General features: G+C 66.7%; 10 protein-coding genes. 4 read left to right on the top strand and 6 right to left on the bottom strand.

The features are described 5' to 3' along the window. Positions 1–115 precede the first annotated feature (115 nt). The 5 genes from NTM_RS28590 to NTM_RS20580 form a co-directional block, all read right to left on the bottom strand. Positions 116–901 (bottom strand): ABC-2 transporter permease, encoded by a 786-nt coding sequence (locus tag NTM_RS28590; protein WP_170311988.1) that lies wholly within the window; start codon positions 899–901, stop codon positions 116–118. Next, positions 898–1,653, bottom strand: a complete 756-nt coding sequence (locus tag NTM_RS28585) for an ABC transporter permease (protein ID WP_170311987.1) — start codon at positions 1,651–1,653, stop codon at positions 898–900. Before NTM_RS28585 ends, NTM_RS28590 begins: the two co-directional genes overlap by 4 nt. Then, the gene (locus NTM_RS20590) at positions 1,650–2,630 is read right to left on the bottom strand and encodes an efflux ABC transporter ATPase subunit, DrrA-related (protein WP_163767440.1); all 981 of its coding nucleotides are present in this window, start codon (positions 2,628–2,630) and stop codon (positions 1,650–1,652) included. The genes NTM_RS28585 and NTM_RS20590 overlap by 4 nt, the downstream gene beginning before the upstream one ends. A 69-nt stretch (positions 2,631–2,699) precedes the next feature. Next, on the bottom strand, positions 2,700–3,983 hold the full coding sequence (locus tag NTM_RS20585) for a glycosyltransferase (protein ID WP_163767438.1): 1,284 nt from the start codon (positions 3,981–3,983) through the stop codon (positions 2,700–2,702). A 35-nt stretch (positions 3,984–4,018) separates the two neighbouring features. Further along, positions 4,019–5,011, bottom strand: a complete 993-nt coding sequence (locus tag NTM_RS20580) for a sulfotransferase family protein (protein WP_104861156.1) — start codon at positions 5,009–5,011, stop codon at positions 4,019–4,021. 381 nt (positions 5,012–5,392) lie between these two features. On the opposite strand from NTM_RS20580, the gene NTM_RS20575 reads away from it, so the two are divergent. Next, the gene (locus NTM_RS20575) at positions 5,393–6,784 is read left to right on the top strand and encodes a hypothetical protein (RefSeq protein ID WP_232079782.1); all 1,392 of its coding nucleotides are present in this window, start codon (positions 5,393–5,395) and stop codon (positions 6,782–6,784) included. Between the two features lie 7 nt (positions 6,785–6,791). Here NTM_RS20575 and NTM_RS20570 read toward each other — a convergent pair whose 3' ends face one another. Beyond that, entirely contained in the window at positions 6,792–8,351 is a 1,560-nt protein-coding gene (locus NTM_RS20570; RefSeq protein WP_163767436.1) for an MFS transporter, read from the bottom strand. A gap of 754 nt (positions 8,352–9,105) precedes the next feature. Here NTM_RS20570 and NTM_RS20565 point away from each other — a divergent pair. The 3 genes from NTM_RS20565 to NTM_RS20555 are packed head-to-tail and all read left to right on the top strand — an operon-like array spanning position 9,106 to position 15,456. Continuing rightward, entirely contained in the window at positions 9,106–9,528 is a 423-nt protein-coding gene (locus NTM_RS20565) for an MmpS family transport accessory protein (RefSeq protein WP_163769569.1), read from the top strand. Continuing rightward, positions 9,525–12,419 carry an MMPL/RND family transporter gene (locus tag NTM_RS20560; protein ID WP_104861159.1) on the top strand — a complete coding sequence of 965 codons (2,895 nt, stop codon included), beginning with the start codon at positions 9,525–9,527 and terminating at the stop codon, positions 12,417–12,419. Before NTM_RS20565 ends, NTM_RS20560 begins: the two co-directional genes overlap by 4 nt. A gap of 37 nt (positions 12,420–12,456) precedes the next feature. Continuing rightward, the gene (locus NTM_RS20555) at positions 12,457–15,456 is read left to right on the top strand and encodes an MMPL/RND family transporter (protein ID WP_163767434.1); all 3,000 of its coding nucleotides are present in this window, start codon (positions 12,457–12,459) and stop codon (positions 15,454–15,456) included. Positions 15,457–15,557 lie beyond the last annotated feature (101 nt).

The following is a 15,557-nucleotide window of genomic DNA, read 5'->3' as shown; positions in this document are numbered from 1 at the left end:
TATCGGCAAACCGCACATCGGGCCTATTTCGACTATTAGCACAGCTAGTGACGCTGCAGAAATTTTTCCAGTAAATTAACGGAAAGGTTAGATATGTGCTGTTCGGCCGTCGAGGTCAGCGCTCCGCCGCGGCGCGGTAACCGCGCGCGGCCAGCGGCAGGATCACCGCGGTCAACGCGATAGCCCACAAGGACGCAACCGTGAGCGGCCCCAGCGCGGACTCCCCCTGCGCCAGGGCCCGCATCGCACCGATCGTCGCCGCCATCGGCTGGAACTCGATCACGGGCTGCACCGCCGACGGAAGCAGTTCCGGCGGAGGCGAACCCGAGCTGGCGAAGACCGCGCTGATCGCCGGGATCACCAACCACATCAGCACAGCACCGTTGGTCGTGCGTACCGCGACCGCGATCAGCGCAGCCGCGAAGATGACGCCGACGACCACCGGGATCAGCAGGTACACCATCAGATCGAGCCAGCCGCCCTTGAACCTCAGGCCCAGACCGACTCCGACAACGGTGATCAGAGCGGAGGCCACCAGCGTGCGCGCGGCTTCCGCCAGGAGCCGACCCCCGAGCGCGCTGTACCGGTGCACCGGCAAGGTCCAGAGGCGGCTGAGCAATCCGTACTCGCGTTCGATCCGGACACTGAGGCTGGCCGCCAGCGCGCCGAACATCGCACCGGCGACGGCGCACGTGGGCACCAGCCCGTAAAGGCTGTCGACGCCTGTGACGTTCATGACCGACTCGCCGACCAGCAGGTAATACGTGATCAACAGGAAGGTCGGGAACAGTAGCGCCTGGACCGGGACGGTCGGCTGCCGCCTCCAGTGGATGAACAACCTTCCGGCGAACAGAGCGCTCTCCGTCAGCAGTGAGCCGCGCCGGGTCATCTGCGCCGTCATCGCTGCCGCCTCTGAACGCGCACCGCGAGGGCGCCGAACACCAGCAGCAGTCCCACGCACCAGGCCGTGCTGATCCGAAGATTGTCGGCGACGACCTGGCCGCCGGCGAAGCCGCGCAGCGTGTCGGTCACCTGCGAGACCGGCTGGTAGTGCACGAACGGGTGCAGCCAGTCGGGGAAGGACTCGAGCGGCGCCATACCCGTGGACAGCATGATCAACAGCAATTGCGGGACCAGAAGGATCTGGCTGGATGTGCCGCTTCTGCCGATCTCCGATCTGGCCAACCCGGCGCCCACGGCATCAGCGCCCAGCGACAACGCCAGTGTGAACGCCAGGACCAGCACGACGAACGCGACCGTGTGCCCGATCCCACCGAAGATCCGGAATCCGAACAGATACCCGGCCGAGATCGCGACGGTCAGCACGATCGAGCCGAGGAAAAGGCAGTACACCATCCGCGCAACCAGTGGCGCCGCCGTCGAGATGGGCAGCGTGCGCAGGCGGACACCGAACTCCGACTGCTGGTCCACCGCCGCGCGGTCGACGGTGACCAGCGCGCTCAGCATGAGGACCTGGACGATCGTCACCGGCAGCAGGTACTGGGCGTAGCTGGTCTCACCGGTGTCGATCACATGACGCAGCGCGAAGTGGAACACGACGAAAAACCCGACGGGAGCCGCGATCGCGAACGGAAGATCGTCTCGCCATTGACCGCGCACCATGCGTTCGGTCAGCGCACCCAGGGCTGTCACGCGATGGCGCTGTCACTCGGCAGGGCGCCGTGGTGGGCGCCGGCGCCGCTGGGCAGTGCGTCGTCGGTCAGATGCAGGAACGCCTCATCCAGGGACGGCCGGCGCAGCGAGATGTCGGCCAATTCCACGCCGAGTCGATCGAGGCGGCGGAACACCTCACCGAGTGTCGCCACACCGTCTGGCGCCAGCACCGACACCGTGTTCGCCTCGACGTCGACCTCGGGACCGTCCAGGTCGGCGACGGCATCGGAGATCCTGGCCAGGTCGGCCGGATCCACCGGGCTGACCGTGCAATAGCTGTGACCCACGCGGTGTTTGAGATCTTCGGCGGTGCCGGTGGCGATGACCTGTCCGTGGTCGATCACGACCACAGAGTCGCTGAGCAGGTCCGCCTCTTCCAGATACTGAGTGGTGAGCAGCACCGTGACACCCTGAGTCTTCAACGCGGACACCAGGTCCCACACCGCACGCCGGCTGCGTGGATCCAGGCCGGTGGTCGGTTCGTCGAGATAGAGCACCTTCGGCGGAATGACGAGCGCGGCGGCGATGTCGATGCGGCGCTGCATGCCCACGGAATAGTTGATCACCCGACGGTCGGCGGCGTGCGCCATGTCGAACTGATCGATCAGCTCGTCAGCCCTGCGCCGCGCGGCCTTTCGCCGCAGGCCCCGCAGTCGCCCGAACAGGACGAGGTTCTCCCGCCCGGTCAGCTGCCAGTCGAGTGCCGCCATCTGGCCGGTGGTGCCGATGCTCTCACGCACCTGGCCCGGCTGACGGACCACGTCGTATCCGGCGACCACGGCGCGGCCCGACGTCGGCCTCAACAACGTCGACAGGATCTTGATCGTGGTCGTCTTGCCCGCCCCGTTGTGACCGAGTACCGCGCAGACCGTGCCGGTCGGGACGGCGAAGCTGACGTCCCGCAACGCATGGATGGACGCGCCGAAGGTCTTCGCCACACCGTCTAGCTCGATCACGAGAGCCGATGATAGGCGGGTTCGAGGGCGTTCGAACCGTAAATTGACGCATGCGACATAGATGTGGCGTTACTCTCCTCGGCCGTCAGCGCTCATCCACCCGAGGACGTACTTCTCGACCTCGTCGGCGGCCGCGGCCGCGCTGTCGGCGGGTGTGTTCATGCGGTTCGCGATCTCACGGGCGCGGACCTGGTACTCCGGGCCCAGGATGGTGCGCAGGTCCGCCACCAGGGTCTTCTCCGTGGCACTCGAAAAGCGCCGGGACGCACCGACTTTGAGCCGTTTGACGGCAGCCCCCCATACAACCTGGACATCGGCCATCCACAAGATCAGCGTCGGGACGCCGGCGCGCAGGCTGGCCGCTGTCGTGCCCGCACCGCCGTGATGGACCACGGCACGGCAGACCGGGAACACGGTGGCGAAGTTCACCGACCCGACGATCTTGACATGTTCGTAGCCGGGAACGTCGGCGAAATCGCTCCAGCCGGCGCCGATCAGTGCCCGCTCGCCCAGTTGCGCGCAGGCCGACGCGATCATCTCGACGGTCTCGGCCGGGGACTCCACCGGGATGCTGCCGAACCCGAAGAAGATCGGTGGAGTGCCGGCAGCGATCCACGCCATGACATCGTCGTCGGCGGCGGTCGGCGACTCCAGCGTCAGGGTTCCGACGAACGGCCTCAGGTCGCGCATCCCCGCCCATTCGGTGGCCAACCCGGGAAAGCAGATGTCGTCGTAGGCCTGGATCTCCAGTCCGCGCCGATCGGCGATACGCTGCGGCGCGGGGCCGGGCGACGGCGGAAGTCCGAGTTCACGACGCTGCGCATCCTCGACGTTCTTGACCCCACGCCACACCAGCCAGTCGTAGATTCTCATCGCGGCCCGCACCAGTGGGGCGGGCACTGCCGACACGACGTGCCCGTTGACCCGGATCGGGAACCACAGCACCGTCGCCAGCGGGATCGCCCGGAACTCGGCGACATTGCATGCCAGTTCTTGATAGCTGACGCCGGTGACGAGGAGGTCCGCTTCGTCGGTCAGCGCGGCCAGCGTCGTGCTCATCTCCGCCCACGCGCGGGTGCCGGGTTCACGGGATTCCGCGAGCAGCTTCTTGAGCTCGGGGAGGCGCCAGAAGTTGCGGAAGAACCGAGCCCAGAAATTGCGAGTCGACTCCAGCCAGGCCTGGTTGTCCGGTCCGTAGGCGACCGCCTCCAGGCCCGCGGACTCGGCGAACCCGAGCAGGTCCGGCGGCACGGCCATACACACGTGGTGATTCCGGCGCGCAAGCTCACGGCCGAGCGCGATGCCCGGCTCGACATCGCCGCGGGTGCCGTAGAACGCCAGCACCACCCTCATCGGGCGACTCCCCCGATCACACCGCGTCCCACGTCCTATGCCCAGGTACCCCGGCGCCGGTGTGCCAGCGCGAGCACCTCCAGGGCGACCCGAACCAACGGCGGGGGCATCAGGCGGTTCAGGTTCAGATAACGCCGCGAGTCGTCCACCGCGGTGCGGAACCCGCGCTCGGTCGTCTCGTACTCATCGAAGACGCGGTCGAGAACGCTTTGCTCCCAGGGTTCGTCGCGACCCGCCGCGGCGAGCTGGCGGTAGACCGTGGTGACCCAGTCGGTGCCGAACGGCTCGGTGATGGGTCCGGTGTGCCGGTGATGGCGCAGCCCCGGTGACAGGAACCCGTCGATCGCGGCCTCGTCGGGGCTGTCGAGGTCCACACCGAGCGCGGTCCCGATCCGCTTCACCTCACGACGCCAGTCCTCGAGCAGGTTCGCGAACTCCACGATCACACGCGGCACATCGCGGGTGTCCCGTTCGGCGAGCAACGTGTATTTGAGCCACCAGGCGCTGCCGAGTTCCAGCGAGGACCTGACGTAGTTCTGCCGGTTCGCGCGCTCCTCGATCGACGCGGAGGCCTCCGCGGGATGGCGCATCGCCACCACGGCCGCGACGTCGAATCCCGCCCGCCGGGCGCCCTCGAACCATAATTCGATCAACGCGGTGATCTTCGGTTCCTTGATGACCACCAGCCGCGCCGGAGGCAGGGCGTGGAAGTAGGAGCGGATCCTGGCGATCGACGCCTCGTCCGCGGCGGTCGACGATCGACTTTGCTCGGGGCGCAGGGCGAGGTCGTAGGCCGAACTCCCGCGACTGCGCAGGATCGTCTCGTTGAGATGAATCGCGGCGCGCGGCTCCCAGAAGCCGCGAGGGTTGTCCTTGGTCGCCCCGAGCAGTTTCGGGGGCAGCGTTGCCCCGCACAGCGACAGAACCCGCGCCAGAGCAGAGGTCCCCGACCGCCCGAACCCGAGGACGAACAGGGCGACGGGGCGGTCCGTTCCGACTTGTGGTGCGCCCGAGCGCTCTTCGTGCATGTGTTAGCTACGCGCGTCGACGGACTGGCGGACGCACCGCGCGCCGAGCCGTACCGCGACCGTCCTGGGCGTCGAAATGAGATCGTCTCGCGACGTGTCGGGGTGGCTCCAGTTCACGGCGACAGGATAGGGACACCTCAACCCCTTCGGCAAGGAAATCGCCAGAACCCGCGGCGGGCGGGCGCGACACCTTCGGACAGGCCGGTTGACGGTAAAGCAAATTTTCGCTGAGAGTGCACGGTCGGGTCCGCTACGCTCACCCTGACAAACGTTCCGAGCGCACCGCGCGGGCTGTGCGACGTCGCTCCCGGCGGCCGGGCAGCGCCGCGGGCGGAGCTCATGGTCATCGGAGGCTAATCAGTGGCAGTCCGGAATCACTCCGTGCGGTCATCCGTCGACGGCGGCTCATCTGCCGGCGGCACACTCACCGACAACCGGCTCGCGCTGCTGGATCAAGCTTTCTACGAAGGGCATCGGGCTGCCGGCCAGAAGGAGGTCATGCAGGTCGGCTGGGTGTACGAGCGTCCGGTCGACCACGACGGGCTGACCCGGTTCCAGCGCAACCTCGCCGACGGCCTGCTCGGCCGGCTCATCGAGCGCTCCCCGCTGCCGTTCGGACGGCACCGCTGGGTTCGCGCGCCCGGCCCGACCCCGATCGACATCGCCGCCGGCGCCCGGCCCCGCAGCGAACTCAGCGACTGGTTCGACGAATGCACGCAGCTCACGATCGATCCCGAGGCCGGGCCGGGCTGGCGGATCGACGTGCAACCCCTCACCGACGGATCGACCGCGGTGAGCCTGGTGCTGTCCCACTACGTGATCGACGGAATCGGCGGTGCCGTCGCCGTCACCGAGGCGATCCTCGACATGCCACGCAACCTGGGCTATCCGCCGCCGCGTTCCCGGACCCGCGGGCAGGCCGTGCTTCAGGACCTCCGGGAGACCGCACAGGAGTTCCCGTCCGTGGTACGGGCGTTCACGGCGGCGATCACCGAGGCCCGCCGACGCCGGGAGGAGGACGATCGGCGTGCGGCGGCAGAGCCGCCCGCCGGGCCGGCCGTCGGGACGGAGCAGCCGGTCGTCGCGCCCAGCATCTGGATCCGCTTCAAGCAGGACGAGTGGAACGCCAAGGCCGCCGCACTCGGCGGCACCCACAGCACCCTCGCGGCGGCGTTCACGGCGCGACTGGACGAGCGCATGGGGCGCACCCACGGCAGCGCCGGCGCGATCCCGGTGCTGCTCACCGTCAACGACCGCACCTCCGGCGACGATGCCCGGGCGATCGCGGTCTCCTTCGTCCGCGTACACGTCGATCCGAACGGGATCACGACGGATCTGCACGGCGTGCGTGCCGGAATCAAGGACGCACTGAAGGCGGCGCAGGAGACCCACGACCCCGCCGCGGATCTGGTACCGCTGACGCCGTACACGCCGCAACGGATGTGGCGCCAGCTCGCCGACTACGCGCGCAACGACCCCGACCAACCCGCCGTCTGCTCGAACCTCGGCGACACCGGCCCCGCGGCGATCCGGCCGGACGGGACGTTGTGCGATGCGGCATTCGCGCGCGGAGCGAGCCAGCACCTGACCGGGCGCTGGCTGGAGCGCATCGGCAGCCAGGTGCACGTCTACTACGGCACGGCCGCCGAGATGAACCTGGTCACCATCTACGTGTGCGCGTTCCGCCCGGGATCGGTGGACGACAAGGCCGACCTGCGCGAGATGGTCGCGGAGGTGGCGGCCGATTTCGGCCTGACCGGCGTGCTCGAATAGCCGAAAGTCAGTGGGCCAGTTCCTGGTCCTTGTCCTTGCCCTTGTCCTTGTCGAGTTCAGCGTCCTCATCCGGAAAGACCTGCTGGACCTGCCGTGCGTGCGCGACGTCCTGTGCGCTGTAGCGGATCAGCAGCGCCACCAGGGCCAGCAGCACCGCAACCGCGCCCAACCACAGCACGCCGTGGGTGTAGGCGTTGTCGAGGACACCGAGCTGCACATCGGTCATCCCGGTGACGGGCCCGGTGGTACCGCCCATCCGGAGCGTGCGCAGCGTGATGACAGCCTGGATCGCGACCAGCACCGCGGGACCACCGACACTCTGGATCATCACGATGATCGCGGCGGTCGGGCCGATGCGGTCGGGACCGACACTGGCCACCAACGACAGACCCAGCGGCACATTGATCAGTCCTATCCCGAACGCCCCCACGACGATCGGCACCACCAGACCCGGAAAGTACAGCGACGCGCTGTGCAATGTCAGACCCCCGAACGCCAACGCGCCCAGCACGAGAACACAGCCGCCGATGACCACGACCCGTGGCGCGAAGCTCATCACCAGCCGAGACGACACCCCCGTCCCGATGGCCATCGCGATGGCCATCGGGATGAACCCGACCCCGGCCTGGGCGGGGCTGTGACCCATGACGTTCTGCACGTAGAAGGCGACGACCACGGTGAGGGTGAAGCTCACGCCGGTACTGAGGAACACCGCGACGAAGCAGGCAAGGCGGTCCCGGTCGCGGAACAGGCTGAACGGCACGATGGGGTTGACCGCCGCCCGTTCCACGACGACGAACGCGACCAACCCGACCAGCGCCGACAAGCCCAGCGTCACGGTGATCGGTGACAGCCAGCCCATCTCCGGCCCCGTCGACAGACCGAAGACCCCGGCGATGATCGTCACGGTGGCCAGCACCGCGCCGGCCACGTCGAGTTTCATCGGCTCCTTGACCGACTCGGTGAGCATGCGCCGGGCCACGACGATGACCAGAATGCCGATCGGTACGTTGACCAGGAAAGCGAACCGCCAGGACGCTTCGGTGAGAACACCGCCCACCACCAGGCCCAGTACCGCGCCGAGGCTGGCCAGTGCGCCGAAGACCGCGATGGCGGCGTTGCGGGCCGGCCCCTTCGGAAATGTCGTGGCCAGCAACGCGGTACAGGTCGGGGTCACGATGGCCGCGGCCACGCCGTGCAACAGCCGGGCGACGACCAGGGACTCGCCGTTCCATGCGATACCGCAGAGCACAGAGGCGAACGCGAACAGCGCGACTCCGACCAGGAAGACGCGCTTGCGGCCGAATGTGTCACCGAGCCGACCTCCGAGCAGGATCAGCCCGCCGAAGGTCAGGAGATAGGCCGAGACCACCCATGCCCGCGTGGCATCGGTGAGCCCGAGTTCTTCCTGAATCCTGGGAAGCGCGAAGACCGCGATCGGTCCGTCCATCGCCGCGACCAACTGCACGCCGCCGATCGCGACGACCGGTCCCAGGAATTGTCGAGACCGCAGCCAAGCCGGGAATCTCTTCCCTGTTGCCTGCAGCGCGGGCGTTTCAGCCGGCATCGATAGGTGCCCCGCTCTGCGTCGTGGAGTGCCGCCGTAGCGCCAGACTGTAGCAGTCGGGGCCCCGGCCGCGCGGCGGAAAATGACGCGCCCGAATATTTACATTCCCTCCGTGCCGGGTGCCGTCCCCCGCGCGGCTCGCGCTGACCAGGCAGAGCAGCCGGGGATTGCCAGCGATGGGTTCGGGGTGAGCCGACCAGTCCCTGTTGCAGGACGGGCGCCTCCCCGCAGCGGTCCCCACCCGGCGCCCGGCACCGGCCCATCACCCGCCGACGTCCGGCAAAGTCGCAGGTTGTGCCGACAAGATAGTTCCGTCCCGAAGCTGGAGCGACCCGGACCGCAGATCGGCGGCGAAACCTGCGACCACTCGCTCGGCGAGGCACTTGCGCGTTTGCGAAAAACCCGCCTACGGTGGCTGCAACCGTGATTGACTCTGGCGTCAAATGCTTGCAGTTGCTGTGGCGTGCCCGACGCCGAATCGCGTGACGCCGCGGCACACGGCCACGGCGCGCGACTCCGACCGTCTGGCCCCGCCATGACGATGAAACCGGCAGAAAGGTGGAAGGTGGGTTCTGTGGTCGACGGCAGCTTGCCCGACGTAGACGGTCGAGCCGTCGAATCAGGGGTGGAGCCAGCGCCGTCCGACGTCGCCGTCGAGGATCGCCCAGACCACCCGACCGACCAGTTGTCCGCCGCCGCACCGCGTGAGGCCCGCAGGTCGAGGCGCGGACCGGCTTCCGCCATGTTCACGCTGCTGCGCCGGTTGTGGATTCCGCTCGTCGTCCTGATCGTGATCGCCGCCGGAGGTTTCACCGTGTCGCGCCTGCACGGCATCTTCGGTTCTGACGATTCGCTGACCTACGGCGACACCGCCACCGAGGAGAGCCGACCGGTCGATCCCAAGATCATGAAGTACGAGGTTTTCGGCCCGCCGGGAACCATCGCCCAGATCAGCTTCTTCAACGGCAACGGCGATCCGCAATTCCTCGAGGCGGTGCCGTTGCCCTGGACACTGGAGTTCCCGATCACCGGTGCAGCAGGAGTGGGAAGCGTTGCGGCTCAGGGTGACAGCGACAGTCTGGGGTGCCGGATCCTGGTGGACGACGTCGTGAAGTCCGAGAAGTACGAGACGCACGAAGCCAGCACCTTCGCCGCATGCATGTTGAAGGCCGCATGAGCAACCATCAACTGCAGGACGGCCGTCCGCTGGTGGCGCGCACGATTCAGCGTATGGCGGTCCCGATCATCCTGGTGTGGCTGGGGATCGTCGCGGCGCTGAGCATCGCCGTTCCGTCACTGGAAGCGGTCGAACAGCAGCATTCGGTCTCGCTGAACCCCGTCGACGCGCCGGCGCTGCAGGCATCCGAGCGGATCAGCGACGCGTTCGATTCGACCGACGGTGGCGGCGGCGTCGTGATGATCGTGCTGGAAGGCCAGCAGCCGCTCGGCGACGAGGCACACCGCTACTACGACGAGATGATCCGCCAGCTTCGGGACGACCCGAAGCACGTGCTCGCCATCCAGGACTTCTGGGGTGACCCGCTCACCAGAGGCGCGGCGCAGAGTGCGGACGGCAAGGCGGCTTACGTCCAGGTGACGCTGACAGGTGAGGCCGGTGAGGCTTCGGTGTCGTCGTCGGTGGCCGCTGTGCGCCACATCGTCGAGAACACCCCGGCACCTCCGGACGTGCAGGCTTACGTCACGGGTCCGGCCGCCATCGCCACGGATGTCGGAGAGAGTGGCAACCGGACGGTCATCCTGGTCACCCTGGTCAGCGTCGCGGTCATCTTCGTGATGTTGCTGCTGGTCTACCGGTCGGTCGTCACGGTGATCGCGCTGCTCGTGGTCGTCGGAATCCAGCTGCAGGCCGCTCGCGGGATCGTCGCGTTCCTCGGCCACAACGACCTTCTCGGACTGACCACCTTCGGCGTGAATCTCCTTGTGGCCTTGTGTATCGCCGCGGGGACCGATTACGGGATCTTCTTCATCGGCCGGTACCAGGAGGCGCGCCAGGCGGGTGAAGACCGGATCACGGCATACTTCACGACCTACGCCGGGGTGGCGAAGGTGGTGCTGGCTTCCGGGCTGACCATCGCCGGCGCTCTCTACTGCCTGAGTTTCACGCGCTTGCCGTTGTTCAACGCGCTGGCCCTGCCGACCGCGATCGGGGTGCTGGTCGCGGTCGCGGTGGCACTGACGCTGTTCCCGGCGGTACTGGTGGTCGGAAGCCGCTTCGGCCTGTTCGACCCGAAGCGCAACCTGCAGGTGCGCGGGTGGCGGCGGCTGGGTACTGCCATCGTGCGTTGGCCCGCACCGATTCTCGTCGCGACGATGGCCGTCACGCTGCTCGGACTGCTGGCGTTGCCTGGCTTCAAACCCAGCTACAACGACCAGAAGTATCTGCCCGAGAACATTCCGGCGAACGAGGGAATGGCGGCCGCGAAGCGGCACTTCCCCGAGTCGGCGATGATGTCGCCCGAAGTCCTGATGATCGAGAGCGACCATGATCTGCGCAACCCAGCCGACTTCCTGGTGCTGAATAAACTCGCGAAGGCGATTCTCGCGGTCCCCGGCATCTCGAACGTCCAGGCGGTCACCCGGCCCGAGGGAATTCCGATGGCCCGCGCGACCATTCCGTACATGCTGAGCATGCAGCAGGCCGGCCAACAGCAGTACATGCAGTTCCAGAAGACGCGGATGGACGATCTTCTCCAGCAAGCGAGCATGCTCGCCGAGATGATCGGGATCATGCAGAACATGTACGGCCTGATGCAGCAGATGGTCGCGACGACCAACAACATGGTCGGCACGACACACGAGGTTCAAGACATCACCGCCGAATTGCGGGACAACATCGCGAATTTCGAAGACATGTGGCGGCCGATCCGCAACTACCTGTACTGGGAACAGCACTGCTACAACATCCCGCTGTGCTTCTCGATCCGAAGTGTGTTCGACGTGATCGACGGCGTCGACCAGGTGTCCGAAAAGCTCGACAACATGGTCGACAACCTCGATCAGCTGACCGTGCTGCTGCCCCAGATCGTCGCGCAGTTCCCCGAGATGATCGCGATCATGTCGAGCATGCGCACGATGATGCTGAGCATGCACAGCACCATGTCGGGCATCTTCAGCCAGATGGACAGCAGCGCCGGGGAGAACCCGACCGCGATGGGTAAGGCATTCGACGCCGCCCAGAACGACGACACATTCTTCATTCCGCCGGAAGTCTTCGAGAACAAGGACTTTCAGCGGGTCATGGACATCTTCTTGTCACCGGACGGTAAAGCGGTCCGGATGCTGATCCTGCAGCAGGGCGACCCTGCCTCCCCCGAAGGTATTTCACGCGTCGCCGATATCAAGAGCGCGGCAGAGGAAGCGTTGAAAGGCACCCCACTGGAGGGGTCGAAGATCTACCTGACCGGCACCGCCGCGATCACCAAAGACCTGGTGGTGGGATCCCGGTACGATCTGCTGATCGCGGTGGTCGCCGCCATCTGCCTGATCTTCATCGTGATGCTGATCATGACGAGAAGCCTTGTCGCGGCGCTGGTCATCGTCGGCACCGTGGTGGTGTCGCTGGGTGCGGCTTTCGGTGTGTCGGTCTTCGTGTGGCAGTACGTGCTCGGCATCCAGATCCACTGGGCCGTGCTGGTGATGACGGTCATCACGTTGCTGGCGGTCGGATCCGACTACAACCTGTTGCTGGTCGCCCGGATCAAAGACGAGCTCGGCGCCGGCATCAACACCGCGATCATCCGCGCGATGGGCGGCACCGGCAAGGTCGTCACGACCGCCGGTCTGGTGTTCGCCGCCACCATGGGTTCGATGGTCGTCAGCGACCTGCGCAGCATCGGTCAGGTCGGTACGACGATCGCGCTCGGACTGCTGTTCGACACGCTGATCGTGCGCGCATTCATGACACCGGCCATCGCGGCGCTGCTGGGCCGCTGGTTCTGGTGGCCGCAGCCGGTGCGTACGCGGCCGGCGAGCGCATTCCTGCCGCCGACCGGTCCACGTCCGCTGGTGCGCGCCCTGTTGCAGAGCCAGGGCCAGCAGCTGAAGTGACGCGACTCGAACAACCCTCACACGTGGTGAGTGCGCCGTGAGCAACCATCAACTGCACCGGGGACGACCGCTGGTGGCGCGGGCCATCCGCGGGCTCGCGCCGCTGATCGTCCTGGGGTGGGTGGGGCTGACGCTCCTGGTCACCTTTGCGGTGCCGTCCCTGGAGACCGTGGGGCGCGAGCAATCGGTGCCGATGAGTTCCAAGGACGCCCCGTCGGTCCAGGCGATGTCGCAGATGGGCCGGCTGTTCCAGGAGTCCAGTTCCGACAGCACCGCGATGATCGTGCTCGAAGGTCAGGAGCCGCTCGGCGACGATGCGCGCCGGTACTACGAGGGTCTGGTCGCCGAACTGGAGAAGGATCCCGCGCACATCGAGAACGTGCAGGACTTGTGGGGAGACCGCCTCACGGCCGCGGGAGCGCAGAGCCCGGACGGCAAGGCCGTCTACGTGCAACTCAATCTGGTCGGCGACCAGGGTTCGTCCGCCGGTATCGAATCCGTCGCGGCGGTCCGGGAGATCGTCGACCGTTCGCCGCCCCCTGCCGGAGTCTCGGTGTACGTCACCGGCGCGGCGGCGCTGCTGGCGGACATGCAACACAGCGGCGAGAGTTCCATCCTGAAGCTGACGCTGATCGGCGCGCTGATCATCTTCGTGATGCTGATGATCGTCTACCGGTCGGTGGTCACGGTCATCGCGTTGCTGATCACGGTGGGCATCGAGTTGTTCGCCGCCCGCGGCATCGTGGCCTTCCTCGGTGACAACGAGTTCTTCCTGCTGTCGACATTCGCGATCAACATGTTGGTCGCGCTCGCGATGGCCGCCGGGACCGACTACGGGATCTTCTTCTTCGGCCGGTACCAGGAGGCGCGCAACGCAGGCGAGGATCGCGAAACCGCGTTCTACACCACCTACCGCAGCGTCGCGCCGGTGGTGCTGGGATCGGGTTTGACGATCTCCGGTGCGCTGCTGTGCCTGAGCTTCACCCGGATGCCGATCTTCCAGACCGTCGGCCTGCCCTGCGCGGTCGGCATGCTGGTCGCCGTCGCCGTGGCGCTGACCCTGGTCCCCGCGGTGCTGGCCATCGGCGGGCGCGCCGCGCTGTTCGATCCCACCCGCGTATTGGCCACCCGCCGCTGGCGGCGGGTCGGCACCGCGATCGTCCGCTGGCCCGGTCCGATCCTCATCGCCACCATCGCGGTCACGCTGATCGGTCTCGTGGCACTGCCCGGCTACCGGACGAGCTACGACGACCGCCGCTACATCCCCGACGACGTCCCGGCCAACATCGGCTACGCCGCCGCGGATCGGCACTTCTCCCAGGCTCGCATGATGCCCGACATCCTGATCATCGAGTCCGACCACGACATGCGCAATCCCGCGGACTTCATCGTGCTGCACAAGCTCGCCCGGGCCATCTTCCAGGTTCCCGGCGTGTCGCGGGTCCAGAGCATCACCCGGCCGGAAGGTACCCCGATCGAACGGACGTCGATCCCGTTCCTGATCAGCATGCAGAACGCCGGCCAGCAGCAGATGATGCGGCACATGCAGGACCGCGTCGCCGATATGGGCACACAAGCCGACATGATCGGGCGGCAGATCGAGCTGGCGAAGCGGATGTACCAGCTTCAAGGCGAGATCACCGACACCACGATCAAATCGGTCGAGGTGACCAAAGAGCTGATCGTCGTCATGGACGAGATGCGCGACAACATCGCCAATTTCGACGACTTCTTCCGGCCGATCCGTAACTACCTGTACTGGGAACCGCACTGCTACAACATCCCGCTGTGCTTCTCGGTCCGCAGCGTCTTCGACGCGCTCGACGGCGTCGACAAGCTCGCAGGCAAACTGCACGAACTTGAGAACGATCTCGACGAATTCGTCAGGTTGCTCCCCGAACTGCTCGCGCAGATGCCGCGGACCATCCAGATCATGGAGTCGATGCGCAGCATGCTGCAGACCATGCACAGCACCATGCAGGGCACGTTCAGCGTGATGGACGAATCCGCCGCGGATGTCACCGCGATGGGCCAGGCGTTCGACGCTGCCAACAACGACGACTCGTTCTACCTCCCGGAGGAGGTCTTCCAGAACCCGGACTTCCAGCGGGCGATGAGTTCGTTCCTGTCCCCCGACGGCAAGGCCGCCCGATTCATCATCTCGCACAAGGTCGATCCCGGGTCCCCGGAGGGCATCGGCAGCATCGACCGGATCCGCGCCGCGGCCCAGGAAGCGCTCAAGACGACTCCGCTACGAGGCGCGCACATCTACATCGGCGGCAGCGCGTCGACCTTCAAGGACTTTCAGGAAGGCTCCAAGTACGACCTGCTGATCGCCGCGGTGAGCGCGCTCTGCCTGATCTTCCTGATCATGCTGCTGATCACGCGTGGCCTGGTCGCCGCATTGGTGATCGTCGGCACGGTGGCGCTGTCGCTCGGCGCCTCTTTCGGGTTGGCGGTGCTGATCTGGCAGTACATCCTCGGCATGGAGTTGCACTGGATGGTGCTGCCGATGGCGGTGATCGTGTTGCTGGGCGTCGGATCGGATTACAACCTGTTGCTGGTATCGCGGATGAAAGAGGAGTTGGGCGCCGGCATCAACACCGGGATCATCCGCGCGATGGGCGGCACCGGCAAGGTCGTCACCAATGCCGGACTGGTCTTCGCTTTCACCATGGCGGCCATGGCCTTCAGTGATCTGAAGGTGATCGGCCAGGTGGGCACGACCATCGGGATCGGTCTGCTGTTCGACACCTTGATCGTGCGCGCATTCCTCACCCCGGCCATCGCGGCGCTGATCGGCCGCTGGTTCTGGTGGCCGATGGTGGTCCGTCCCCGCCCCGCCAGGGAGCTGTCGTCGTCGGTGGCCGACCGTCCCGTCAGGTCGACGACGCTCATCGAACAGCGCACGCCTGCTCCGGCCGCTCCGGCAGACCACCGGCCCAGCGCTGATCCGAGGGTCGACGACTTCGACGATGCCGTGACCATGCCGATCTCGACGGGCGGAGTGGCCACACTGCCACGGCTGCGGCCCTGACGGATCCATAACAGACCCACGTCGGCAACCACTTTCGAGAACTCAACCCACACGAAAAAGCCCGGCCCCCACCAAGGGGCCGGGCTTTTCGCGGCGGTGAG

Source organism: Mycolicibacterium parafortuitum (genome assembly GCF_010725485.1).
In the GTDB taxonomy this organism is placed as follows: domain Bacteria; phylum Actinomycetota; class Actinomycetes; order Mycobacteriales; family Mycobacteriaceae; genus Mycobacterium.
Note: the sequence above shows the minus strand (reverse complement) of the source record. Positions and strands in the feature narration are given on the sequence as shown.

Coding starts and splice junctions, on each gene's coding strand:
- NTM_RS20560 (WP_104861159.1), top strand. CDS start 9,525: ATGAGCAACCATCAACTGCAGGACGGCCGTCCGCTGGTGGCGCGCACG.
- NTM_RS20585 (WP_163767438.1), bottom strand. CDS start 3,983: ATGAGGGTGGTGCTGGCGTTCTACGGCACCCGCGGCGATGTCGAGCCG.
- NTM_RS20570 (WP_163767436.1), bottom strand. CDS start 8,351: ATGCCGGCTGAAACGCCCGCGCTGCAGGCAACAGGGAAGAGATTCCCG.
- NTM_RS20580 (WP_104861156.1), bottom strand. CDS start 5,011: ATGCACGAAGAGCGCTCGGGCGCACCACAAGTCGGAACGGACCGCCCC.
- NTM_RS28590 (WP_170311988.1), bottom strand. CDS start 901: ATGACGGCGCAGATGACCCGGCGCGGCTCACTGCTGACGGAGAGCGCT.